Source organism: Bacillus sp. FSL K6-3154 (assembly GCF_040869395.1).
Lineage (GTDB): Bacteria > Bacillota > Bacilli > Bacillales > Bacillaceae > Bacillus > Bacillus safensis.
Genome location: NZ_CP152033.1, coordinates 470059 through 493740, shown reverse-complemented (window position 1 = coordinate 493740; position 23682 = coordinate 470059). Strand labels below are relative to the sequence as shown.

Sequence of the window (23682 nt, the reverse complement as noted above, 5' to 3'; positions counted from 1 at the left end):
AATAAGAAATAAGTTAAATACATTATTTTAAGAGAAATCAATAAAAATATTTTATAATTAGTAAAAAAGGAGGGCATACAATGGATGAAAAAGATTGGCGGTTTTTAAAGGTACTTTATGAAGAAAAGAACATCACAAAAGCGGCAGAAAAATTATTTGTCTCTCAGCCTGCCTTAAGCTATCGATTGAAACAGCTTGAAGAGGAGTTTGATATGAAACTTTTCTTTAAAAGAAAACGAGGAATTGAATTTACATCAGAGGGCGAATACTTGGCTAAATACGCAAATGACATGCTCAAACAGCTGCAGCAAACGAAAGATGGCATGCTCAATATGCAAAAAAAGGTCAAAGGAACGATCCGGTTAGGGGTCTCAAGTAACTTTGCCCAGTATAAACTGCCAGAAATATTAAAAGAATTTTCTAAGCAGTATCCACATGTTCAATTTATGGTCAACACAGGCTGGAGCACAAAGGTAATGGATTTATTAGGAACATCAAGTGTGCATTTAGGGATTTTAAGAGGTGATTATGACTGGAATGGAGAGCGTTTTTTGCTTGATAAAGAGCGTCTTTGCATTATTTCAAAATCAGAAATTCAGCTAAAGGATCTCCCGAATCTGCCGCTCATTGACTATCATACAGACAGTTCATTAAAACGGCTGATTAACAGATGGTGGCAGGAAACATTCACAATGCCTCCGCTTGTCACGATGGAGACAGACCGTCAGGATACATCAAAAGAGATGGTGAAGCATGGTTTAGGCTATGCCATTGTCCCAGAAATTTGCCTCAGACCAAGTGATGAGTTATTTGTAAAAGGACTTTCGTATAAAGATGGACAGCCTGTTTTAAGAGATACATGGCTCATGTACCAGCCAGACTCACTTCATTTGTCTGTGGTGAAAGCGTTCATTGAGTTTTTAAGAAATCAGCAAGGTTGATTATAAAAGAAATTTATTGAATATACGAAAAAATCGATATTTTCATTATAAAAAAAGCTATTATATCCTTGAAATAGAAAGCGCTAACATATAGATCGCAAGTGCAAGGGGGCGCTTGCAGATCATGTAAAGAAGAGGATGGAGGGATATAAAGTGCTAGCTATTTTAGGGATCTTGATGGTCTTGACATTTACATTTCTCATTATGACAAAACGTATGCATCCGGTGGTGGCTCTAACCGTTGTACCTATCATATTTGCATTGATCGGCGGCTTTAACAAAGGGTTAGGGGACATGATGCTTGATGGACTGAAAACTGTTGCACCATCAGCTGCTTTATTGTTATTTGCGATTTTATTCTTCGGTGTCATGCTGGATGCTGGATTGTTTGATCCTCTGATTAAACTCATTCTACGTATTGTAAAAGGTGATCCTGTCAAAATTGCTTTTGGGGTAGCGATTTTGTCTATGCTTGTTGCATTAGATGGTGATGGAACAACAACGTACATGATTACCGTATCAGCTATGCTGCCACTTTTCTTAAGAATTGGGATGAACCCATTAATTTTAGGAACAATTTCATTATTATCATTAGGAATTATGAGCGGAATGACGCCATGGGGCGGTCCAGCTACTCGTGCAATCGCGGCGCTTGGATTAGATGCAGGCGAATTTTTCATTCCATTACTCCCAACGATGGTTGGAGGCGGTCTTTTTATACTTTTTACTGCTTATGTACTTGGGAAAAAAGAAAGAAAACGGATTGGGATTGCAGAGATTCAGTACAAAGAAGAGCCGTCCATCTCTCCTGAATTGGCTGCGTCAATTGAAGATGGAGTAGCCGATATCAAGAGACCGAATCTGATTTGGATTAACTTCTTCCTTACAGTTGCTGTCATGGTCACACTCGTCATGGATATCATACCAATTCCTGTACTCTTCTTAATTGGATTTGTCATCGCTCTGATGATCAACTATCCAAAGGTTGAAGATCAGCGCGAGCGAATTTTATCTCATGCAGGAAACGCATTAACGGTTATCACACTTGTATTTGCAGCAGGGATTTTCACAGGGATTTTTTCTGGAACAAAAATGGTTGAGTCCATTGCCAATTTGGTCATTTACATGATTCCGGATTCCTACAGCTCATTTTTCCCGCTGATTGTTGCTTTGACGAGTATGCCATTTACATTTGTGCTCTCAAACGATGCTTACTATTTCGGAGTACTGCCAATCCTGGCTGAAGCCGGCGCAGCTTACGGGATTGATCCGGTGGAAATTGCACGTGCCTCTATCATAGGGCAGCCTGTTCACTTACTGAGTCCGCTTGTAGCTTCAACATTGCTGCTTGTCAGTATGCTGAACAAAGATATTGGTGATTTGCAAAAATATGCACTGCTATGGACCGTGTTAACTGCCCTTTTTACAACACTTATTGCATTGTTAACAGGCGCCATTTCAATCTTTTAAATACCACGCAAAAAAGGACGATGTCTCGGGGAAGAGACTCGTCCTTTTTTGCGTGGAGGAAAGCGCATAAATTGGACGCTGATATGCGGGATTTCTTGATTTTAACGTCACCTACCTCAGGCACCCGGCATATGATATCTCGACTATACAGAATCCCATTCTATAGAGACTAGAGCTCTCACCTTAGCAAGGAGGGTTACAATACTTGAAGGAGAAAGAGTTTCAATCCAAGCCGCTATTAACCAAAAGAGAAAGAGAAGTATTCGAATTGCTCGTCCAAGATAAAACAACAAAAGAAATTGCAAGCGAGCTTTTTATTAGCGAAAAGACTGTTCGAAATCATATTTCGAATGCCATGCAAAAGCTAGGAGTCAAAGGCCGTTCACAGGCCGTAGTCGAGCTTCTGCGTATGGGTGAGCTAGAGCTCTAAAGTCAGCCGGTTTTCCTTCCATATTGGGGAGGAACCGGTTATTTCTATATGGTTTCCATGAGTCTCTTCTTGCATTTTCTTTAAAAAACGAGGAAAATAGACATATACGTTTTAATCAAAGTGAGATGCTATAGTGAGGTATCAATAAAATGGAAACGAATGAATCAGGCCATGTTGCAGAGATTGAAAAATCATTACGCCACATTGCCGCAATTATTAAGCAAAAAGGCAGAGAAATCCTCAATCAATATACGATTACACCTCCACAATTCATCGGGCTTCAGTGGCTTTATGAATTCGGAGATATGACAATAGGTGAGCTGTCACAAAAGATGTACTTGGCTTGCAGCACAACCACTGATTTAATTGATAGAATGGAAAAAAGTGAACTTGTCGAACGGGTGAAAGATCCATCTGACCGCCGCGTGGTTCGCATTCATTTATTGCCTGAAGGCGAGCGGATCATTCAAGAAGTGATTGCTAAACGCCAAGAATACGTCAGTGAACTTCTAGGGGCTTTCTCAGAAGAAGAAGCCATCGTTTTCAACCAATCCTTAACGAAACTACAGCAGCAAATGAAAAGAAAATGAGGCGATTTTGTTGGATCAACCAATCGGCGTCATTGATTCCGGCGTCGGCGGTTTAACCGTTGCAAAGGAAATCATGAGACAACTGCCAAAAGAAAAAATCATTTATGTAGGCGATACAAAACGATGTCCATATGGCCCGCGGAAAGAAGAAGAAGTTCTTCAATATACGTGGGAAATGGCACACTACTTACTAAAACACCACCATATTAAAATGCTCGTCATTGCATGCAACACAGCAACGGCGATCGCACTGGATGAAATCAAAGCAACGCTTGATATTCCGGTCATTGGCGTCATTCAGCCTGGCGCCCGTACAGCGATCAAGGTGACAAACAACCAGCATATTGGCGTTATTGGCACAATCAATACGATCAAAAGCGAGGCATACAAAGAAGCGCTGCTGTCACTAAAAGCAGGTCTAACGGTTCAAAGTCTGGCGTGTCCGCTCCTTGTCCCATTTGTGGAAAGCGGTACGTTTTTAGATCAGACAGCAGAGGCAGTGGTCAAAGATTCCCTTGAACCGATGAAAGAAACAGGAATTGACACTCTTATTCTTGGCTGCACACACTATCCGATTTTAAAAGAGCCGATTCAGCGCTTTATGGGCAGTGATGTCAGCATTATTTCATCAGGAGATGAGACAGCGAGAGAAGCAAGTACGATTCTTTCATATAAAGGGCTATTAAATACCTCTAAAGAAACGCCTGTCCATACATTTTACACAACAGGGCAGCAGCAAAATTTTCAAAACATCGCTCGTGACTGGTTTGGCTACCTGCCAGGGAAGGTCGAAACCGTGTCACTTGAACACATCTACCAGCAATAACCCGCTTCTATTTGAAGTGGGTTATTTTTTTATGAAAAGGGTCTAATCCTCTGGGGGAGCTCGTATACATAGTAGTACAAACTACTAGAGGAGGGTGAAGTATGCTGAAAAAAGGATCTACAGCAGCTGTTACGTGTATCGCGTCAGCCATGCTTTTGTCAGGATGCGGATTGTTTCAAACAGACCAAGCGAAAACAGAGATTGATCCACCACAAAACGTCACATATGTGAAAGAAAATAAAGACGATAAACAAACAGCCAAAGAAGGAAAAGAAGAGAAGCAGGCAGATACGGTCATGAGAGAATTATATTTAATTGATAAAAACGGGCATGTCGTCTCTCAATCCATTCCACTGCCGAAAAATGAAGGAAGTGCCAAACAAACCCTTGAATATCTCGTGGATGGGGGACCTATTTCTAACTTAATGCCGAATGGCTTCAGAGCAGTGCTGCCAGCGGATACGCGCGTATCTGTCGATATTAAAGACGGAACGGCGGTTGTCGATTTTTCAAATGAATTTAAAAACTATAAAAAAGAAGACGAGCAGCGCATTTTGCAATCTGTCACTTGGACGTTAACTCAGTTTGATTCCATAGCCAAAGTCAAATTGAAGATGAATGGACATGAACTAAAAGAAATGCCTGTGAACGGTACACCTATCTCAGATGATTTAAGCAGAGAAGACGGTATTAATATCCAGCACGAGGCTGCTGCTGATATGACAGCGACAAAGCCAGTGACGGTTTACTATTTAGCTGAATCTGATGAACAGACGTACTACGTTCCGGTGACCAAAAGAGCGCCAAAAGACGAGGATGATCCGATTACAGCAGCAATTGATGAGCTCGTCTCTGGACCAAGCAAAAAAAGCCATCTGCTTACAGACTTTGATCAAGATGTGAAGCTGAATGATGTACCAAAAGTAAAAGATGGCCATGTGACACTTGATTTCAACGAATCTATTTTTGGCAGTGCGGATGAAAAGAAAAAGGTCATTTCACAAAAAGTTCTTGATAGCATTGTGCTCACATTAACCGAGCTGCCGGACGTCAAAAGCGTATCTGTCAAGGTGAACGGCAAGGCTGAGCTTGTGAACGAAAAAGGAGCAGAGCTCACAAAGCCGGTTTCACGACCAGAACAAGTGAATACAGGTAGTTTTTAACGTCACACATTGATATAATGGAGAAAAAGAGGCATGCATATTCGCTGCCTCTTTTTTATTCCAAGCGATTAGAACGAGCTGAGGTTGTCAAAGTTAGTAGGAGAACCCCGCTGGCACTCGCGAGGAATGTATATCGTAACGGAGGTAAAACATGAGATTAGATGAAAGACAATATGACGAATTGAGAAAAATTGAAATAGAGGCAGGCTACATCACGCACCCAGAAGGCTCTGTCTTAATCTCAGCGGGAAATACGAAGGTGATTTGTAACGCATCGATCGAAGACCGCGTACCTCCTTTTTTAAGAGGAGAAGGAAAAGGCTGGATCACAGCAGAATATAGCATGCTTCCAAGAGCAACTGCACAAAGAACGATAAGAGAATCATCTAAAGGAAAAGTCACAGGACGTACGATGGAGATTCAGCGTTTAATTGGACGAGCACTCCGCGCAGTCGTTGACTTAGAAAAGCTTGGCGAACGCACGATTTGGATTGATTGTGATGTTATTCAAGCAGACGGCGGCACACGCACAGCATCCATCACAGGTGCTTTTGTTGCCATGACACTTGCGATTCAAAAGCTGCGAGCTGAAGGAGTCATCAAAGAAAACCCGATTACTGATTATTTAGCGGCGATATCCGTCGGAATTGATTCTCAGCAAGGTCTTCTGTTAGATTTAAACTATGAAGAAGATTCTTCTGCTGAAGTAGATATGAATGTCATCATGACAGGCGCTGGTCGCTTTGTTGAACTTCAAGGAACAGGCGAAGAAGCGACATTCTCAAGAGAACAGCTAAACGGACTGCTTGATTTAGCCGAAAAGGGCATCAAAGAATTAATCGAAAAGCAAAAAGCAGTAACAGGAGAAGTCATCGAATAAAGAGAAGGGTTTGATCAGGATGAAAACAGCCATCATTGCAACGCACAATGCGGGCAAAGCGAAAGAATTCAAAGCCATTCTTGAGCCAAAAGGATTCACGGTCAAAACACTAGCAGACATTGGCTTTACTGAAGAAATTGAAGAAACAGGACAAACCTTCGAAGAAAATGCCATCATCAAAGCGGAGGCCATTCAAGCCAAGGCAGGTGAAATGGTCATTGCAGACGATTCCGGTCTGTCGATTGATTATCTGGGCGGAAAGCCTGGCGTGTATTCAGCGAGATACGCAGGTGAGCATAAAGACGATGCGGAGAATGTGGAAAAAGTGCTGAGCGAACTTCAAGGCATTGAAAAAGAAGACCGAACAGCCAGATTCAGATGTGCCCTTGCTGTCAGCATACCGGGAAAAGAAACAAAGACGGTAGAAGGATCAGTAGAAGGCTTCATCGCAGAAAAACCAATCGGCGAAAATGGCTTCGGATACGACCCAATTTTCATCGTCAAAGACAAAGACCAGACGATGGCCGAATTATCACCAGAGGAGAAAAACAAGATCAGCCATCGAGCGGTCGCGCTTCAAAAGCTTTCATCACTGCTAGACGCAAATGAATAAGGGGGAATGAAGCCATGAAGATACTCATCATTAGTGACAGTCATGGACTCACAGACGAACTTCAAACCATTGCCAAACGGCATGCGGCTGAAGTTGACATGATGATTCACTGCGGAGATTCAGAACTCGAAACGAACCACCCAGCACTTGAAGGATACAAAGTCGTCAAAGGAAATTGTGACTTTATGGGCGATTTTGAAGAAGAGCTCCTGCTCCCACTTGATGGAGGCGGAAAACTATTTCTCACTCACGGACATCTGCATGGCATCAAACAATCCTTGCTTCAAGTCTACTACCGTGCAGAAGAGCTGGGCGCAGACATTATCTGCTTTGGCCACTCGCACATTCCAGGCAGTGAACTGCTAAGAGGAAAACTCCTCATTAACCCAGGCAGCGTGCACTTGCCAAGAGTGCGAAAAGAGCGCAGCTATGCTATACTGTCACTAGATGGAAGCGAAGCAAACGTACAGTTTTTCACGGACGAAGGTCAGGCCATACAAGACCTCGAAAACACTGTCACATTGGAAGGTATTTCATAAGGGTGCAGCATTTGCCCCTTATGAAAAAACTTTCGAAAAACCGTTGACTTTAAAGAACAATAGTAATATAATAAATCTTGTCGCTGAGGTAATACACCAAAGCACAATACATAACAACATGTCCCAGTAGCTCAGCAGGATAGAGCAACGGCCTTCTAAGCCGTCGGTCGGGAGTTCGAATCTCTCCTGGGACGTACTAAGAAAAAAGCCTGAAACCCTTTATTATCAAGGATTTCAGGCTTTTTTTGTTCTTTGGAACATAAGTTCGTAACTCGCTTCAAAACAGGGTGTTGGGAGCGGATTTATTTTTAAGTATTTCCGTTCCCTGTTTTTGTATCAAAGAAGCGTAAATTGACATAGTTGTATCCATTTTTGTATGCCCTAAACGTTCCTGCATAACTGCGATTTATTTAAATGATTGGATCATTCAGTTCGTAATTTGGGTAGCAATAATAAGGCGGTCTACGTCCAATTTCAGGCATTAGCCATGAATGTTCCAGATAAACCATGGTGACTTTTTCCATTGAATGATTCACAAGTAATAACTCTACTTCTGGATTAAATTCATATCTCAATCCAATGACCTCCTTATATTAGGAATGTGTGGATTCCCCGCCGTCAACATGCAGCACTTGACCTGTAACAAAACGTGAATCATCAGAAGCGAGATAAACAAATGTTGGTGCGAGTTCAAATGGATGCGCAACTCGTTCCATTGGGTTAAACGCTCCATATACAGCCACTTGATCTGACGAGAAACTTGCTGCAATGAGCGGCGTCCAGATTCGACCTGGAGCAACGGCGTTTACACGAATTCCTTTTTTTACAACATTTTTAGCCAAAGCACGTGTCCAACCAACAATTGCACCTTTTGTGGCTGTATAATCAATCATTTGTTGCTCACCTACATACGTTACGACTGAAGAAGTACCGATAATAGAACTGCCTGGTTTTAAGTAAGGAAGCGCTGCTCTGGTTGTGTAAAAATGTGAGTATATGTTGACTTTAAAGGTGTCATCGAATTGTTCGTCTGTAATGTCAAGAAGGCTTGGTTGTTGAAATTGGATACCAACGTGGTTACATAGAACATCTAGACGTCCGAAGGTTTTTACTGTTTTCTCTACAATGGTGATACATTGCCTTTTATCTCGCAAGTCTCCTGGCATCAATAAACAACGTTGCCCAAGTTCTTCAATTCTTGCTTTTGTTCTATTAGCATCTTCGTGTTCATCTAAGTATGCAATCGCAACGTCAGCACTTTCCTTTGCGAAGGCAATGGCTACGGCTGCACCAATACCGCTATCCCCTCCTGTAATAAGAGCAACTTTTCCCGCTAACTTACCACTCCCTTTGTAATTTGTATTTTCAATAATTGGAAGTGGTACCATTAAACCTTCTACACCAGGATGACGAAGTTGACGTTGTTCAGGTAAATTAATTGGGATTTCTTCATAGCGTGTGATTTTTCCGTAATTAGGGTACATGGGATAAGGTTGAGTTTTCATTTTCTCTAAAAACATCTGTTGCATTTGTTTTATTTGTTGCAACTTACTCTCATCAGAATCTTGTGTCATTGAATTCCCTCCAAACGTACTTATTCCCTTTTAATATCTATGTTGTTTACTGCTAATCCAAGTATTAATAATGAATAAACTTGTGAAGGAGTTATTTGAAGGGTTGCAGTAAGCTTTTATGAGTAGGTTGGAATTTCCATGTATTTGTACATGCGTCAGCAATCAAGGTTGGGAAGTAATAAAAGTTGCAGACAAATTTATCGGAAGTTGAAAAATGTATGAAGGCGAAGGAGAGTAGTTTACAGATCTTATTAGGTATCCCAATTTTGTTCATGAGATTTTCAAAGTAGGTGGTCAGACTTCACTCTTTAAATATGTAAAGCTAATTGCCGCAGAATTGGTTTCCCTTTCTCTTATTGGTAAAGAAACTTTTGAAGTTTCCGACCTTTACTTTGAGAAAGACATTTGGTTATTGGCACTATAAGAAATTCAAAGGCGTTGCCTTGTTGCAAGAAATATTCAATCATTCAACACCAGACGTTAGATTACGATATATCGGGATTATACAAGATACAACGGATAAGACAAAGGACAATTTCGGTTTATAGTCCCACATGTACTCATGACAGGTGGATGTTTAAATGTTTCAGTAATTAGTTTAAAAATGAAATTCGACTTTTTATCAGGAAACCCCATATTCCAAGAGAGTAGGCTTGTTGTAATAGGTCATAAATTTAAAGACTTTTTTATAGCAGAGGGTGTTTCGTTCGACAAAATTTGCATTTACTTCAAATTAGGCAATTATGTTCGATAATCATTATGAAATCTGTATAGGAGGAATTAGATTGAAAGAGAAATTTCGCGAATTTTATTTTGATAAAGAAGATAAAAATATTTGGGAAGAGTCAATAATTGTTATTGATACCAACGTTTTATTAAATTTATATAGATACACTAAGGAAACTTCAGATCAAATTCTCGAACTATTAGATAAATATAAAGAAAATTTATGGATGCCACATCACGTAGGATTAGAATATCATTACAATAGAAAATCAGTTATTTTAGAACAGAGAGGATCGAATGAAAAAGTATGTTCAGCTTTTCAACAGATACCTGACAAAATTAGAGACATACTCAATAAAGATCTGTCAAATTTTAAAAAAAGACATAAAGATGACTTAGATTCTTTAGTTTACGAGATTAAAAAAGTAATTGAGGTAAAGGTACATAATTTAAAAAAGATTAGTGAAGAAGATGATCTTTTACAAAGTGATTCGATAAAATCAAAAATCACTGATTTGTATAGTAATAGAGTCGGTGACCCCTATTCTGAAGAAGAATTAATAGATATTATGAAAGAAGCAGACAATAGATTTAATAACGAAATACCACCTGGATATAAGGATGTTAAAAATAAAAAAGGTATTAAATATTATAATGGGGTACAGATACAAAATAAGTATGGTGACTTCATTCTTTGGAAACAGGTATTGGATTATGCTGTCGAAAATAACACAAATATAATTTTCATAACTGATGAAAAAAAAGAAGATTGGTGGTATGAAGCTAAAGGAAGAATTATTGGTCCTAGAGTAGAATTGTTAAATGAATTCTCTAATAAATCAGAGAAAGATTTTTATATGTTTAGCTCTATTGGATTTATAGAAATAAAGGGTGGTTTAGATCAATCAGCTGTTTCAGAGGTTAAAGAAGTAAGTGAAGCGTTTAAAACCAAGTTGTTTGAAGAGAAATACGAAGATGCTATTTTTTATAATATGAAAGGTGAAAAATTTAAAATCCCTTTTTCATTTAAAATGAATGAATTAAGTGAAGAAGATAAGAGTGAATTAATGATTAAATTTTGCAAATTCATAGTAAATAAGCTGCACTATTTTAATGAAAAACCTCTTTACTTCGATGAGTTATTCAATCTACTTAAAAAGAAATTTGGTAGACCATATACTGAAATTATATTAGAAATTCTAATGAACGATATTGAAATTAAATTAATAAATGATGTGTCGGGCCTTATAGTAGATATTGATAGTTTTAGTCGTTATGTCTATAATGAGCTCTTTTAAAAAATAGGAGGATATAAATGAAATTTGATAAAAATTTGATTAGTTGTTTTAATATTTTTAAAAGGATTCAAATTAGTTATGAACCTGATATTCCAGGATTTGATGAGAGTATATGGCATAAAATACTTGGTCATGATTTATTTGTAACTAGAACAGGAGTACTTTTATTGATTCATTTGGAGAATCCAGAAAATGGTGAAGAGTATACATACAGTTTTCCCGATATCATAAAAGTGGAGTTAGCTAATTCCTCTAATAGTCATGAAAAATGGTATCTTTACTCTTTGGATAGGTCAAAATTTAAAGAAGATATTCGCAATGAAGAAATGATTTATCGACTTATTTTTAGTAAATAAAGCATCCTCAGGGGTGCTTTTTCTAACGATATGCTAAAAATCGGGTTATTTAGTCACTTTAACTTAAATAATATGTTGGAGGTTTCCAATGAAAAATTTTCTTCTTGTTTTATTCGTACTTTTAGTTGCTTTATTCGGATGCTCTAATCAAAATTTTACTAAGTTCAATGGAGATAAACTTAAAGAATCATCAAGAGAAGAAAAAATAACTCAAAAGAAACATGACCTCACTAAAGAAGACAAAAAAATTATTAATTTTATTAAAAATAAAGAATATGATCATGTTATTAAAAAGACAAGGGATTTAGAAAATGAATTTAAAAAAGATTATTATTTTATAGCTTCCGCATACAAAAAGTTAGAACAGTTAAAAGGTGCTAAAGTGAGTTTAGATAATTATGATGATTATACTTATGTTGATGCAATGTTAGATAAAGTAAAATACAAAAACAGTCATGCAGATTTAGATTTTCTTCAAACCCAAGAAAATAATAAAAAACACATAGATGCTTTGCAAAATGATAAAGATGACCAAATTCAAGAAAATATTAAGGAAGTGGAAGAAGCAGAAAAGTATTCTGCTATAAGAGAAAGAGCAACTGTGATAGAAGAGAGAACTAATAGTCCTCAAAGTGTTTCTGTTGGTATGTCTAAAGAAGAAGTATTAATTGAAGGATGGGGGAAGCCTGAAAAGATAAACAAAACTCAAACAGCAGATCATACTATGGAGCAGTGGATTTATAAAGGGAATAAGTATTTATATTTTGAGAATGGGATTCTAAGCACTATATCAAATTGAAATAGGTGTATAGAGTTAGTTGAAAGTCCTCGGTATTAAACGTGGGCTTTTTTTGAGATTATTTTCATCAACTCACCATAACGAGAAAATGTCCAGCTCATTTTAAATAAAATGGCTGAACAGCAAGAAGGGCAAAGGATTCAGCGATTCCCTGAGTTAGACACAATAATAGATATGGTTAATTGGTGGATTGTGTGGATTAATAACTATTCTAGTTATATAATGTCTTTAAAAAGAGAATGGGGATTTATGGTGATAAATAAAAAAATAGGCATTGGTCATTTTGTATACAATATTATTATTGCACTCTTAATCATTACATTTACATTAGTATTAGCTTTTGGTAGCGATAAAGATGCCGGAAATCAAGTTAATGTTATGGCTACAGGAATTTCTATAATACTAGCGGTTATAGCTATTTTAATGACTTTAGTAGACGTAGCTGGTCAAAGGCAGTCTATCGTTGATATTAGAGAGACTGCTGAGAAATTAGCTGAGTCACAATCAGTTTCTCAAGATACTATACAGAAATTAAAAGAAACATTAGAAGAATTAATTGATTTTAGACAAGAATTATTAAAATCTGTTTCAGATTACAGAAATGGCACCGAGGAATTAATACAAGGATTATTTAAAAAGGAAGAGCAATCTATAAGCAGAGAAGAATTAGACGAATTATTAATTAAACTTAATAAGAAAACTTCAGATTTAGACACAAAAATTGCTAAAGGTGAATCCATTAGAATTATCCCAGAAAAAGTAATAATTAATGATTTTAAATACTGGGTTAGAAAAAAATACGAAAATCAGGAAAAAATAGACATTATCAGTTTTTTAAATGAAATCAATCGAAACTTTTCTTCTCGAGATTCTCAAGTAATTACTGTGTTCATCAAATATAAACACTTTACATATTACGATACACAAGAAGAAGGTGAATATGTTGACTTAGAAGCGATAAAGAAAGTTGAATATACAGGGACAGGTAGTGGTTTCAAGCCAATTATATAAGTTTTAATAAAATGGCACACTTTTGGCAAAGCATTTTGTCTGAGTGCGGTTATGATGGTATTAGGTGATAAATTGAGAGCGGCTTCCATTGTAGAGGTCGTTTTTCGTTTGACAAATTTCGAAATTCACCGGTAAAAATAAAAGGGGGAGATTTAATGAATGAAGTTATAACCGCTGCAATTATTGCAGGTATTGTTTCTGTTGTTACTGGTATTATAACAATTGTGATTCAAGTAAAAAATGCAAGAAGGACGTCTATTGTGGACACTATAAGTAGTCAAAGAATTGAATGGGTTAATAAAATGAGAGATAATTTTGTGGAAATTAATGACTTGATATTTCTACATATTGTCAAATGGGATTCGTTATTGAGACATTCACAAGAAGAGAAAGAATGGAAGGATGATTTCAACTTCGGTGAGAGTATCGCAACAATAAGGAGATTACAAATTAATATCAGTTTACTGGTCAATCCAACAGAGGAATATGCGAAAAAACTTATTAATGAATTCAATTATGTTCTCTTGTTATTATTAAAAAATGACGAATTTGATAAAGATGTTGCAATGAAACATCAAAAAGAAATAATAATGTTTCAGCAAGTAATCCTAAAATCAGAATGGAGTCGAACTAAGCAAGAAATACAAGATGGAAAAGTTTTGTCAGATAAGGAAGTTAAAGCGATATATACTAAAAAGGCAAAAGATTTAAATTCAAATTAAGTTAGATATATTATTATGCTATAAAACGTTTATCTTTAGCCTCTCTTTTAAGAGAGGCTTTTTATTTTATAGAGGGGATAAAGAACATGAATGAAAAAGTCATTAAAGCCGTGTAATGAACCTGGATGTCCTCAACTAACGTGCGAAGGATATTGCCAGCAGCATAGGACATCAAAGCCTTTATATGATCTGTTCCGTGAATCATCGTCACGCCGTGGGTATAACAGCCGATGGCGTAAAGCGCGTGAAGGTGATCTAGCAAAGCATCCTTTGTGTCAGTCTTGTATGTTACAAGGCAAACGGATTGCTGATACAGTAGTGGATCACTTCAAACCACATAAGGGAGATAAAAAATTATTCTGGGATTCTTCTAACTGGCAGCTGCTATGTGTATCCTGTTACGGTAGGAAGACAGCTAAAGAAGATGGAGGGTTTGGAAATGGATTATAAAAAATGCACATGTGATCAATGTGGAACTATCTTTATAATCAAGTTCTGTTCTAGGATTATGAAAATCGGACGTGGCATTAAACGACATCTTCTTTGTCCAGGGTGTAAAGCTGAGTACACATCCTACTAAAATATGTTGAAATAAAGCAGAAGTAAAAGAAAAGCCCTTCCGACGGGACTGACCCCATAAGATGAGACAAATAAAAAACACCTTCAAGTTTGAAAACGGATCGTTGTAATCCGAAATAAAACATGGAGGTGTTTTTTCTATGGGGACAAGAGTGAGTTATCCGGTTGAAGTCAAACAGAAGGCTGTAGAAATGAGATTGGCAGGCGTATCAATGAAAGAGATTTTGCGGGAATTGAATATCAAAAATAAAACGCAGGTTCAGACATGGGTGAGGTGGCATAAGGCTGGGGATACACACCGGTTCGAACAGCCTGTTGGAAAACAATATACCCATAGAAAGGGTCCCGAGTACTCTTCCGAATTAGAGAGACTGCAGGCAGAAAATCGCTATCTGAGTCAACAGAATGAAGTTTTAAAAAAGTACAACGAATTGGAAAGGAAGTTGATAAGGAAACGTCAATCAAACTGGTAGAAGAATTGTGCAAAACAATGACAGTACAGGACATCTGTGTCCATTTAGGCGTCTCACGCGCTTCGTACTATAGATGGAAAAAAGATCTGACTCAGAATCATTCTAAAAAACAACTAGAGGAACAAATCGGCACGTTGTGCCGAGAGCACAAGTATCGATATGGATATCGAAAAATCACAGCCATACTAAAAATGAGGATGCATATTAACCATAAAACTGTTCAACGTATCATGCAGAAAAACCAGTGGCAGTGCCGGGTTAAAATGAAAAAGCGTAAGAAGAATGGGCAGCCCTATGCCGTGGCCGGTAATATACTGGATCGGAACTTTCAGTCTGATCGCCCTCTTGAAAAACTAGTAACGGACATCACGTATTTGCCTTATGGACAGAAACAATTGTACCTTTCCAGTATATTGGATTTATATAATGGAGAAGTGATTGCGTTTACGATTGGTGATAAGCAGGACACAGACTTTATTTTAAACACACTTGATCAGCTCCCAGCACTGCCTGAAAACTGTGTGTTACATAGCGACCAAGGTTCTGTGTATACATCTTACGAGTATCAGAAAGCTGTTCATATAAAAGGCATTACCATGAGCATGTCCCGTAAAGGGACGCCCGCTGATAATGCCTCCATCGAATCGTTTCATTCCTCGCTAAAGTCTGAAACGTTCTATCTTCACAGCATTGATCGAACTACAACCAACATTGTAGAACGCACTGTCAAAGAATACATTTATTATTATAACAACATTCGTATTCAAACGAAACTAAACAACCAATCACCGATCAACTATCGGCAATTGGCTGTATAAAGGTGTTTTGATCCCTGTCTCAAAAACGGGGGTCAGTCCCGACATGGAGGGGCTTTTCTTAGTTATTCATCACTGGCCAATTCCCATATTTTTTGACCGTCTGTTATATAAACTGCACGTGGTGTATCTTCATAAAGAGAAATCTCAAACAAAGTGTTTCCCTCAATTAACCAAGTATATAAACTGTCTTTTTCATTATTAAGGGGAGGCGATAAAATTTTATTTACTTGAAAGACTGTAGCGTAATATTCTTTATAATTGATGTCATCATCTTCTAGACCGTTATCAGTTTCAAAAAATGTATCAGTTCTACCGATTAGCCTTAATCCATTTTCATATTCCAATGTAAGGTCTCTATTTTTGTATTTTGATAATGTTTTAAATAAAGAATCAGGTTCCATGTCAATCCTCTTTTCTCATATTTATGATGGTTGTGAAGGCACGATGTGAGCACCGTTTTTACTATAATGTATAATGCCTCTTGTAGTCTCTTCATACTTATTGGTCTCTGTATTGTAATGCTTTCCTATGACTTGACCAAAATCCACTCTTTCTTTATTTTTTGTTTTTAACATATCACCAGTACCTGCATGTTTATCAAGCAATTTTTGTGCTTTTTTATTATCTCCAAAGAAGATACTCTTTGTTTTACCATTAGCTATCTCCTGTTTATAGTTAGGTGCATCAGGAATATGTTTTTCTTGAGCGCCTGGTTTTACTTTTACAGGGAAACCATTTACTTCACGATACGGACCTTTTGGTACGGAGTGTTTGCCGAAGGAAGGTGTTTTGACAATCTTCTTGGCTACTTTCTCTCCTTTCATTATTTTAAATACGTATTTTCCAAGTTTAGCGATTTTAGCTCCGGGTATCATGTACAAGCTTGATACTAGACGGTCCATGTCAGCGACTTTGTCACCTGTTACAGGGTCTCTTCCTGTGATGACTCGAATGGCATCATTTATTCCTGTAAATTCAACTGTTGTATTTAAAATGTTTGAGGTTTGTTTCAAGTCAGAAATCTTTGTGATGCTTTCAATATTCACTTTGTTTTGATCCGATATTCGTAACCGATATAGCATTCCATCTCGAATAACTTCAACTGTTTTGGCATTTGCGAAGTCAATCTTTTCATTTGTATTATATACTTTTCCATTTACGAATACGGCGTTTTGATTGATTTTATTAGACGGTTTCTTCTTCACAAGAGTATCCACATTCGATTGCTCTTTATCATTCAGCTTGTTCAGCATGATCATCATTGGGTTTTCTTTAGGGTTGTCTATTTTTTCATTCAATCCGCTGATGTTGCTGCTGATTTTTTCTTCTTTTCCATCTTTGAAAATAGAGCCCTTTTGATAACTGGTAATCTCAATTTTCGGGCTAGTGAACATCGGGCTTAAGGTGTCCAAATATTGTTTCATTGTGTGAAGCGAACTTTTTGTTTCATTTAGTGCACTTGTTTGTTCTCTGTCAAATGCATGAAGTAGACCAATGGTTTTGGACGTCTCAAGCCATGCTTTTTGATAGCTTTGTTGGAAAGTAGATTCGTCTACATGAGGCAAATGCTCAATATGGCTGACCCTGCTGAGGGCTTGATTCACATCTGATACAATATCAGAAATGGTCCGTTCGGCTTTTTTTAATCCTTGGTCAAGCTCGTGTTCAATGAATGATTGAGAGATAAAACCATTCGGGTTTGATTCAAAAGCATGAAGTGCCTGTTTTGTCTTTTTTAGCGCTCCGCTGTATTCTTCAATGACGATCTGAAAGAATTGCAAAAAGGGAATGTGACACTCCGTATAAAAATCTTTTATCGCTTGTCCAGCTTCTCCCTTTAATGCGCCATCTAAAGAGATGATTTGATTGATTTGTTTTTCTAGGGACTTAACATTATGTGATTGCTGCTTTAACTTGTTCAGCGTTTGGTCAATTCCATCCTTCAACTCAATGACATCAAGGGTTTTCATTCCGTTCTCCTTTACTTTCTGTTAGTACTCGAAGCAATTAAGCGTCCACATAAAGAAAGGGAGCTGCATAAACGACAGCTCCCAAGATGAGGAGTTAATTTTTCTTTTTTCTGTAGTCTTTTACTAAGCTTGAAACAACTAAACCCATCACACTAAAAGCCACAAGATAAAATAAAACATTTGTTACAGGTGTATCAATTTTCCCTAAGATCATCACAAGGGCAATAATAGAGGCGGGTAAAGTAATTAATAACATTTTGGATGGCGTGCTTTGCTGTGACACTTAATGACCTCCTGATTAATCCATTAAATAGATATTTTAGTTGATTTTAACATATGGAAATTGTGCGAACAACATAAGGGGGATAGCAATCTACTTTAAGAGCGGACAAATGAAACTTACTGATTTTATGGAAATCATTTCAATTAAACCTTTTGTGTAATAAAATGTATATGATTTATACAAAGGGGTGAGATGGCGGTGCAGCATTTTTTAACGGCAATCGTAGTGGCTATCATTGTGGGGATCATTGTATATGTTGCTGATGATCGTTTAAGCATGTTTCCGTTGATGCTGATTATAGCGGTTGCGATCTATATCGTAAGCAGGTTTAGCGAATCATTGATTAAGAAATACTTAAAAGAAAATAGTTAATAGCACCGCCCTCCATTGGAAGGGCATTTTTAAATTAACCTCCCTAATGAAAAAGGCATTGTAAAGCGGTAAACGTTCAAAAGAGAGAATATTCTTTCTCCCACTAAAAAAAGTAAGGTGTATAAGATGAAAACGAAGAACCAGTTTGTCTTGTGACGGATTTTCTTATCATGCAATACGAGAAACCCATGAAATCATGGGTTCTTTTATTTCTCTAGTCAAACTAAATTAAGGTGCCACCAATTCAACTTTCATTCTATCAGGATCTTCAAAATAAACAGCGTAATGTTTATCGCCGCCTGCGAAGGGGTGTGTATCGGTATAAAGAATTTTAACACCCATGCTTTTTAACTTTTCAGTCATATCATCTACTTGCTGCCGGGAACTGGCATGAAAAGCCAGGTGGTTTAGACCTGCCCTGCGTCTATGATAGGGTATGTCCATAAATCGTTCCTCCGTTTGTACGAAAACGATATAAGTTTCTCCCAATTTCCAACTTCGACCGCTTTCCCAGGTTTGATACGGCTCGTAGCCTAACTCCTCTAAAAACCACCCCCAAAAAATAATCGAATTCTTTAAATTCAAAACATTTAGTTCAATATGATGAATAAGTCCTTTTGACAATAGAAGAACCCCCATTTAGAAGATTAATGATTATATGACTTAATGTAACTTAATTCAGATGAATATGGAACTCTATTTAATGGTTTAACTGTTAATGAATACATCTAAAGAAGAATATGCTGCTTCTCGACAGCTTTCAGCAATTTTAAGGCAAATTTAAGATCGGATTTCATTTCAAATTTATTAAATCTTTGTTACAATAAGACAGCTTTGCTCAAAAGAGACGTTCCAAGGTTCGACATTTTTTTAGTATTTCTTAAAAATTTTATGGTTTGATATGAAACTCTTTGATTGAGTCATGCGTCTCTATAAGTGTCAAAAGAAAAGAGGTTATCAATATGCTATTCAAAAAGCTATCAGAAAATAAGTCTGTAAAATGGATAGGATATACAAGCTTTTACTTACTTATTTTGCTATTATTGTTCTTTATTTACGGATTCCACACAGCAAATACGGGATCATTCATTTACAACGATTTTTAATTGGAGATTAAATTATGAAACTATTACAAACGATTCATGAATACCAGCAAACGAAACCAACACAGCCAGCATTTGTTTCTCAACATGCGTCGATCACATATGATGAGCTTTGGCATTTATCAGACCAAATGGCTGGTGCGATCGATGCAGTCGCAGCTGGCAGTGAACCTGTCATTGTATACGGTCATATGGAGCCAGAGATGCTGATTTCTTTCTTAGGCAGTGTGAAATCAGGCAGACCGTATATTCCGGTCGATATCTCAATACCTGTCGAGCGCATCATCTCAATTATTGAAAGCTCAAAAGCCGGTCTATTGATTTGTGCAAATGAGCAGAATGTATTAGATGTAGAAGAACACATTGAAGTGAAGAGTGCGGCATCGCTTTTAGCACTTGAAAAAGAAGCACCGCCATCCACGCAGTGGGTTCAACAAGATGATGTTTTTTACATTATTTATACGTCTGGCAGTACCGGAAAACCGAAGGGCGTTCAGGTAACCGCCAATAATTTAGAAAGCTTTACAGAGTGGATGTGCCGTGACTTTCCAATTGGTGAGGGACGCACATTCTTAAATCAAGCACCATTTTCTTTTGACTTATCAGTGATGGATCTCTATCCAGCGCTTCAATCAGGCGGCACGCTTTACTGTTTAGTAAAAGATCTCGTCAACAAGCCAAAGGATATGTTTGCAGCACTTGGTCAATCTGACGTTGAAGTGTGGACATCAACACCTTCTTTTGTGCAAATGTGCTTAATGGACCCTTCCTTTACAGGGGAGCTTTTACCTGAGCTGAAAGTTTTCTTGTTCTGCGGTGAGGCGCTTCCTGTAGCTGTAGCAAGTGCACTTCTGGAGCGTTTTCCAAAGGCGCAGGTCTTTAATACGTATGGTCCAACTGAAGCAACTGTTGCGATCACATCGATTGAAGTCACACAGGAGATTCTTGATCAGCACGATTCTTTACCAGTCGGCTATGCCAAACCTGATACAGATATCGTCATTTTAGATGAAGAAGGCAGGACACTTCCTGATGGTGAAAAAGGCGAAATTGTCATCTTGGGGCCAAGCGTCACGAGCGGCTATTTAGGTGAACAAGCCTTGACAGATAAAGTGTTCTTTGAATACGAAGGACGTCCTGCTTACCGAACAGGTGACGCGGGTGTGGCGCAGGATGGTTTAATTACGTGCCATGGCCGTCTCGACTATCAAATTAAGCTTCATGGATACCGGATGGAGCTTGAAGAAATTGAATATCATGTGAGCGAGACAACCTATGTCAATGCTTGTGTGATTGTGCCATTCCAGCCAAACGGTCATGTCGAGTACTTGATTGCAGCGATTGTTCCAGCAGCTCATTCATTTGAAAAAGAGTATCAGCTGACAAGCGCGATTAAGAAAGAAATGGCGGATTCACTGCCAGCGTACATGATCCCAAGAAAGTTTGTCTATCTTGAGCAGCTGTACATGACGCCAAACGGGAAGGTTGACCGTAAGAGAATCGCGAAAGAGGTTCTTCTATGATTCCGTTTAGTTCATTCTTTTTCTTCATTCTAATTGGTATTCTTCTTTTGCCGACGATCATTCTTGGTCTTCGCGGCAAAAGAATGCAGGGCTACAACATGTTTGCAACGGTTGTGGCGCTGGCACTTATTTTCTCAAAGGATGCCCATGGCGCGTTGCTGCTCTTCTTGTTCACGGTGTGGCAAGTCTTCATCATCCGCCTGTACCTTGCATACAGGTTAAAGGCGAATCAGGCATCTGTTTTCTATGCAGCAGTGGTGGCATCTATTTTGCCGCTTGTGCTTTCAAAGATTTTACCGTTCTTTTTAACTCATCAGCCGCACCAGCCGCCGCCAATGAACTGGCTGAGCTTTTTGGGGATCTCGTACTTAACATTTAAAGGTGTTCAGTTAATTATCGAGACAAGAGACGGCTTGATTAAGAAGAAAATTCCGATTCACCGTTTGGTCTATTTCATTGTCTTTTTCCCGACGATTTCATCAGGTCCGATTGACCGTTACCGCCGATTTGAAAAGGATATGGATACGCCGCCTGAAAAGGAAGCATACAGTGATCTTCTATATGCCGGTATTCATAAAATTTTCATTGGCTTCTTATATAAGTTCATTATTGGTTATCTAATTCACACATATATTCTGATGAATATTCATCATATTAGCAGCAGTCACTTTGTTCAGCAGTTAACGTATATGTATGCTTACAGCCTGTATTTGTTCTTTGACTTTGCTGGATATACAATGTTTGCTGTAGGTGTGAGTTATATTATGGGTATTAAATCGCCAGAGAACTTTAATAAACCGTTTATCAGCCGAAATATTAAAGACTTCTGGAATCGCTGGCACATGTCCCTGTCCTTCTGGTTCAGAGACTACGTGTTTATGAGATTTGTGTTCTTTATGACTAAAAAGAAGTGGATTAAGAACCGTATGGCTGTATCAAATATCGGGTACTTTGTCCTCTTTCTATTGATGGGTGCTTGGCATGGTCTTGCCCTTCAATATATTATTTACGGACTATATCATGCAGTTGTCATGTCCGGTTACAATTTATTTGAGAAATGGAATAAAAAGCACAAGTGGTGGCCGGATAATAAGGTCACAATGGTTGTGTCAATCATTATTACATTCCATGTGATTTGTTTCGGATTTTATATTTTTTCAGGAAAACCATTTCATCATTAATGATTAAGGGAGTAGAAAATTATGGAATTTAAAAATCAAGTATACGGTATTATTGCAGAGGTTTGTCAGGATGACGTTGTGAAAGAAAATCCAGAGATTGCGATTTTTGAAGAAGGTCTTCTTGATTCATTTGGTACAGTAGAACTGCTTATGGCAATTGAAAGTCAACTCGGAATCACTGTTCCGATTACAGAATTCGATCGTGATGTGTGGGATACGCCGAATCATATTGCTGAGCAGCTGGCAGAGATGAAGTAATGAAAAAGCGTTTTTTTGGGCCGCTTATTTTAGCGGCTGTTCTATTCATTGGTGTTCTTCTTGTACCAAATGCATGGCTCTCACACCTGATCCCAAAAGACAAATTACAAAAGTCAGCCACAGAATTAGATCCAGGGATGTTCCAAGGGCTCTATTTACAAGATGAAATGCTAAAAGATCCAACTTATTTGCCGATCTATGGTTCTTCTGAACTTTCACGTTTTGATCCATATCACCCTTCGAATTTCTTTCATGAGAATCCTCAAGGGTTTACACCTTATCTTATTGGAAAAGGTGGATCGCAATCATTAATTCATGCGATGAACTTCGCAGCGCATATGGATGAATTAAAAGGGAAGAAGCTTGTATTTATCGTGTCCCCGCAGTGGTTTGTGAAATGGGGATCTGACGAGAATCACTTTGCACCTAACTATTCAGCGCTTCAAGCGCTGAATCTCGCCTATAATAAAGAAATTGATCCAACTGTGAAAAAAGAACTGATTAAAAGAATTATGAAGTTTAAAGCAGTCAAAAACGACATGGTGATTACAGAGCTTTTTAAGGCAGAGCTATCTGGGAACAAGTTCGCTTATGGCGCGATTTCTCCTATTGCGAAAATGTACTATGGCATGCTTCAAAAGAAAGACATGTACTATACGATTGGATCGGGGCATGAGCGCAAGCTTCAACCGTCTCCTTCAGTCAAAGGAAAAACATGGGCTGAGCTTGAAAAAGAAGCGAGCATTTTTGGTGCGAAAAGAGCAGGGGACAACCCGTTTTATATTAATCAAAAACTGTTTGACCACAAGCTGAAACCGATCATGAAAAAGATGAAGGATTCCCGTGAAGGTCATTCTTATGCGGAATCACCAGAATACAAAGATTTTCAAATCATGCTTGATATTTTAAAACAGGCAGGGGCAAAGCCTTTGTTTGTAACGATTCCTGTCAACGGAAAGTGGTATGACTACACCGGTTTTCCGAAAGAAGGCCGTACAGGTTATTATGAAAAAATCAATCGTCAAATTCGAGATAATGGGTATGAAGTCGCTGATTTGACTAAGCATGAGTACGATCCTTATTTCTTTAAAGATACGATTCATGTGTCTTATAAAGGATGGGTGTACATCGATAAGGCAATTGAAAAGTTTTACAAAGAGCAGTAGAATGCAGCAGCTTTCTGC

At 38.0% G+C, this 23682-nt stretch carries 28 protein-coding genes, 1 tRNA gene and 1 pseudogene; 24 read left to right on the top strand and 6 right to left on the bottom strand.

Annotated features, from left to right (window positions below; translation table 11 throughout):
* The first annotated feature begins 80 nt into the window (after positions 1-80).
* The 10 genes from MHH61_RS02740 to MHH61_RS02695 all read left to right on the top strand — a co-directional run bounded on the left by MHH61_RS02740 (position 81) and on the right by MHH61_RS02695 (position 7646).
* Positions 81-941, top strand: coding sequence for a LysR family transcriptional regulator (locus tag MHH61_RS02740; protein WP_024423208.1), 861 nt, complete (start codon positions 81-83; stop codon positions 939-941).
* Between the two features lie 153 nt (positions 942-1094).
* A complete protein-coding gene (locus MHH61_RS02735; protein WP_024423207.1) occupies positions 1095-2411 on the top strand; it encodes a CitMHS family transporter in 1317 nt (438 codons plus the stop codon).
* A 205-nt stretch (positions 2412-2616) separates the two neighbouring features.
* Entirely contained in the window at positions 2617-2841 is a 225-nt protein-coding gene (gerE, locus tag MHH61_RS02730) for a spore germination transcription factor GerE (protein WP_003184172.1), read from the top strand.
* Positions 2842-2990: 149 nt separating this feature from the next.
* Positions 2991-3431 (top strand): MarR family winged helix-turn-helix transcriptional regulator, encoded by a 441-nt coding sequence (locus MHH61_RS02725; RefSeq protein ID WP_024423206.1) that lies wholly within the window; start codon positions 2991-2993, stop codon positions 3429-3431.
* 10 nt (positions 3432-3441) lie between these two features.
* A complete protein-coding gene (gene racE / locus MHH61_RS02720; RefSeq protein ID WP_024423205.1) occupies positions 3442-4257 on the top strand; it encodes a glutamate racemase in 816 nt (271 codons plus the stop codon).
* Between the two features lie 101 nt (positions 4258-4358).
* Positions 4359-5420 (top strand): GerMN domain-containing protein, encoded by a 1062-nt coding sequence (locus tag MHH61_RS02715; RefSeq protein WP_125587587.1) that lies wholly within the window; start codon positions 4359-4361, stop codon positions 5418-5420.
* 151 nt (positions 5421-5571) lie between these two features.
* On the top strand, positions 5572-6300 hold the full coding sequence (gene rph / locus MHH61_RS02710; RefSeq protein ID WP_024427165.1) for a ribonuclease PH: 729 nt from the start codon (positions 5572-5574) through the stop codon (positions 6298-6300).
* Between the two features lie 10 nt (positions 6301-6310).
* The gene (locus MHH61_RS02705) at positions 6311-6913 is read left to right on the top strand and encodes an XTP/dITP diphosphatase (protein ID WP_162860205.1); all 603 of its coding nucleotides are present in this window, start codon (positions 6311-6313) and stop codon (positions 6911-6913) included.
* Positions 6914-6927: 14 nt separating this feature from the next.
* On the top strand, positions 6928-7452 hold the full coding sequence (locus MHH61_RS02700; RefSeq protein WP_125587588.1) for a YfcE family phosphodiesterase: 525 nt from the start codon (positions 6928-6930) through the stop codon (positions 7450-7452).
* Between the two features lie 120 nt (positions 7453-7572).
* Positions 7573-7646 (top strand) — tRNA-Arg (locus MHH61_RS02695).
* A 216-nt stretch (positions 7647-7862) separates the two neighbouring features.
* Here the strand turns inward: MHH61_RS02695 and MHH61_RS02690 are convergent.
* Both MHH61_RS02690 and MHH61_RS02685 read right to left on the bottom strand, forming a co-directional pair.
* Positions 7863-8027, bottom strand: a complete 165-nt coding sequence (locus tag MHH61_RS02690) for a hypothetical protein (RefSeq protein WP_164512189.1) — start codon at positions 8025-8027, stop codon at positions 7863-7865.
* Positions 8028-8045: 18 nt separating this feature from the next.
* Positions 8046-9026 carry an SDR family oxidoreductase gene (locus MHH61_RS02685; protein WP_034621177.1) on the bottom strand — a complete coding sequence of 327 codons (981 nt, stop codon included), beginning with the start codon at positions 9024-9026 and terminating at the stop codon, positions 8046-8048.
* 316 nt (positions 9027-9342) lie between these two features.
* On the opposite strand from MHH61_RS02685, the pseudogene MHH61_RS02680 reads away from it, so the two are divergent.
* The 8 genes and pseudogenes from MHH61_RS02680 to MHH61_RS02645 form a co-directional block, all read left to right on the top strand.
* A pseudogene (locus MHH61_RS02680) lies at positions 9343-9574 on the top strand (hypothetical protein); the annotation flags it as partial.
* A gap of 237 nt (positions 9575-9811) precedes the next feature.
* A complete protein-coding gene (locus MHH61_RS02675) occupies positions 9812-11050 on the top strand; it encodes a PIN-like domain-containing protein (protein ID WP_125587589.1) in 1239 nt (412 codons plus the stop codon).
* A 17-nt stretch (positions 11051-11067) separates the two neighbouring features.
* Entirely contained in the window at positions 11068-11406 is a 339-nt protein-coding gene (locus MHH61_RS02670; RefSeq protein ID WP_125587590.1) for a hypothetical protein, read from the top strand.
* Positions 11407-11494: 88 nt separating this feature from the next.
* Entirely contained in the window at positions 11495-12205 is a 711-nt protein-coding gene (locus MHH61_RS02665) for a hypothetical protein (RefSeq protein ID WP_125587591.1), read from the top strand.
* A 111-nt stretch (positions 12206-12316) separates the two neighbouring features.
* Complete coding sequence (locus MHH61_RS02660; protein ID WP_125587592.1) at positions 12317-13216, top strand: hypothetical protein; 900 nt, start codon at positions 12317-12319, stop codon at positions 13214-13216.
* A gap of 155 nt (positions 13217-13371) precedes the next feature.
* A complete protein-coding gene (locus MHH61_RS02655; protein WP_125587593.1) occupies positions 13372-13938 on the top strand; it encodes a hypothetical protein in 567 nt (188 codons plus the stop codon).
* A gap of 90 nt (positions 13939-14028) precedes the next feature.
* Complete coding sequence (locus MHH61_RS02650; RefSeq protein ID WP_125587594.1) at positions 14029-14388, top strand: HNH endonuclease; 360 nt, start codon at positions 14029-14031, stop codon at positions 14386-14388.
* Positions 14389-14657: 269 nt separating this feature from the next.
* A protein-coding gene (locus tag MHH61_RS02645) for an IS3 family transposase (RefSeq protein WP_368004461.1) occupies positions 14658-15808 on the top strand; the annotation gives its coding sequence in 2 pieces (ribosomal slippage) (positions 14658-14931 and positions 14931-15808; 1152 coding nt in all).
* A 62-nt stretch (positions 15809-15870) separates the two neighbouring features.
* Here the strand turns inward: MHH61_RS02645 and MHH61_RS02640 are convergent.
* The 3 genes from MHH61_RS02640 to MHH61_RS02630 all read right to left on the bottom strand — a co-directional run bounded on the left by MHH61_RS02640 (position 15871) and on the right by MHH61_RS02630 (position 18061).
* Positions 15871-16209, bottom strand: a complete 339-nt coding sequence (locus MHH61_RS02640) for a hypothetical protein (protein ID WP_024423199.1) — start codon at positions 16207-16209, stop codon at positions 15871-15873.
* Positions 16210-16230: 21 nt separating this feature from the next.
* Entirely contained in the window at positions 16231-17778 is a 1548-nt protein-coding gene (locus MHH61_RS02635) for a T7SS effector LXG polymorphic toxin (RefSeq protein WP_125586716.1), read from the bottom strand.
* 94 nt (positions 17779-17872) lie between these two features.
* A complete protein-coding gene (locus MHH61_RS02630; RefSeq protein WP_024427817.1) occupies positions 17873-18061 on the bottom strand; it encodes a hypothetical protein in 189 nt (62 codons plus the stop codon).
* Between the two features lie 192 nt (positions 18062-18253).
* Here MHH61_RS02630 and MHH61_RS02625 point away from each other — a divergent pair, with 192 nt between their 5' ends.
* Complete coding sequence (locus MHH61_RS02625; protein ID WP_125586714.1) at positions 18254-18433, top strand: hypothetical protein; 180 nt, start codon at positions 18254-18256, stop codon at positions 18431-18433.
* A 228-nt stretch (positions 18434-18661) separates the two neighbouring features.
* Here the strand turns inward: MHH61_RS02625 and MHH61_RS02620 are convergent, their stop codons facing one another.
* A complete protein-coding gene (locus MHH61_RS02620; protein ID WP_125586712.1) occupies positions 18662-19057 on the bottom strand; it encodes a VOC family protein in 396 nt (131 codons plus the stop codon).
* 332 nt (positions 19058-19389) lie between these two features.
* Here MHH61_RS02620 and MHH61_RS02615 point away from each other — a divergent pair, with 332 nt between their 5' ends.
* From MHH61_RS02615 to dltD, 5 genes are read left to right on the top strand one after another with little or no spacing between them, the layout of a single operon-like run.
* Positions 19390-19539: a teichoic acid D-Ala incorporation-associated protein DltX gene (locus MHH61_RS02615; RefSeq protein WP_024427820.1), complete on the top strand. Its 150-nt coding sequence runs from the start codon at positions 19390-19392 to the stop codon at positions 19537-19539.
* 14 nt (positions 19540-19553) lie between these two features.
* Entirely contained in the window at positions 19554-21059 is a 1506-nt protein-coding gene (dltA, locus tag MHH61_RS02610; protein WP_125586710.1) for a D-alanine--poly(phosphoribitol) ligase subunit DltA, read from the top strand.
* On the top strand, positions 21056-22240 hold the full coding sequence (gene dltB / locus MHH61_RS02605) for a D-alanyl-lipoteichoic acid biosynthesis protein DltB (protein WP_025092476.1): 1185 nt from the start codon (positions 21056-21058) through the stop codon (positions 22238-22240). Before dltA ends, dltB begins: the two co-directional genes overlap by 4 nt.
* Before the next feature lie 21 nt (positions 22241-22261).
* Entirely contained in the window at positions 22262-22498 is a 237-nt protein-coding gene (gene dltC, locus MHH61_RS02600) for a D-alanine--poly(phosphoribitol) ligase subunit 2 (protein ID WP_024423191.1), read from the top strand.
* Positions 22498-23664, top strand: a complete 1167-nt coding sequence (dltD, locus tag MHH61_RS02595; RefSeq protein ID WP_025092477.1) for a D-alanyl-lipoteichoic acid biosynthesis protein DltD — start codon at positions 22498-22500, stop codon at positions 23662-23664. Before dltC ends, dltD begins: the two co-directional genes overlap by 1 nt.
* The last annotated feature ends 18 nt before the right edge of the window (positions 23665-23682 follow it).

Coding starts and splice junctions, on each gene's coding strand:
- MHH61_RS02665 (WP_125587591.1), top strand. CDS start 11,495: ATGAAAAATTTTCTTCTTGTTTTATTCGTACTTTTAGTTGCTTTATTC.
- MHH61_RS02635 (WP_125586716.1), bottom strand. CDS start 17,778: ATGAAAACCCTTGATGTCATTGAGTTGAAGGATGGAATTGACCAAACG.
- MHH61_RS02655 (WP_125587593.1), top strand. CDS start 13,372: ATGAATGAAGTTATAACCGCTGCAATTATTGCAGGTATTGTTTCTGTT.
- rph (WP_024427165.1), top strand. CDS start 5,572: ATGAGATTAGATGAAAGACAATATGACGAATTGAGAAAAATTGAAATA.
- MHH61_RS02685 (WP_034621177.1), bottom strand. CDS start 9,026: ATGACACAAGATTCTGATGAGAGTAAGTTGCAACAAATAAAACAAATG.
- MHH61_RS02740 (WP_024423208.1), top strand. CDS start 81: ATGGATGAAAAAGATTGGCGGTTTTTAAAGGTACTTTATGAAGAAAAG.
- dltC (WP_024423191.1), top strand. CDS start 22,262: ATGGAATTTAAAAATCAAGTATACGGTATTATTGCAGAGGTTTGTCAG.
- MHH61_RS02650 (WP_125587594.1), top strand. CDS start 14,029: ATGAAAAAGTCATTAAAGCCGTGTAATGAACCTGGATGTCCTCAACTA.
- dltB (WP_025092476.1), top strand. CDS start 21,056: ATGATTCCGTTTAGTTCATTCTTTTTCTTCATTCTAATTGGTATTCTT.
- MHH61_RS02715 (WP_125587587.1), top strand. CDS start 4,359: ATGCTGAAAAAAGGATCTACAGCAGCTGTTACGTGTATCGCGTCAGCC.
- MHH61_RS02700 (WP_125587588.1), top strand. CDS start 6,928: ATGAAGATACTCATCATTAGTGACAGTCATGGACTCACAGACGAACTT.
- dltD (WP_025092477.1), top strand. CDS start 22,498: ATGAAAAAGCGTTTTTTTGGGCCGCTTATTTTAGCGGCTGTTCTATTC.
- MHH61_RS02625 (WP_125586714.1), top strand. CDS start 18,254: ATGGCGGTGCAGCATTTTTTAACGGCAATCGTAGTGGCTATCATTGTG.
- dltA (WP_125586710.1), top strand. CDS start 19,554: ATGAAACTATTACAAACGATTCATGAATACCAGCAAACGAAACCAACA.
- MHH61_RS02725 (WP_024423206.1), top strand. CDS start 2,991: ATGGAAACGAATGAATCAGGCCATGTTGCAGAGATTGAAAAATCATTA.
- MHH61_RS02660 (WP_125587592.1), top strand. CDS start 12,317: ATGGCTGAACAGCAAGAAGGGCAAAGGATTCAGCGATTCCCTGAGTTA.
- MHH61_RS02670 (WP_125587590.1), top strand. CDS start 11,068: ATGAAATTTGATAAAAATTTGATTAGTTGTTTTAATATTTTTAAAAGG.
- MHH61_RS02640 (WP_024423199.1), bottom strand. CDS start 16,209: ATGGAACCTGATTCTTTATTTAAAACATTATCAAAATACAAAAATAGA.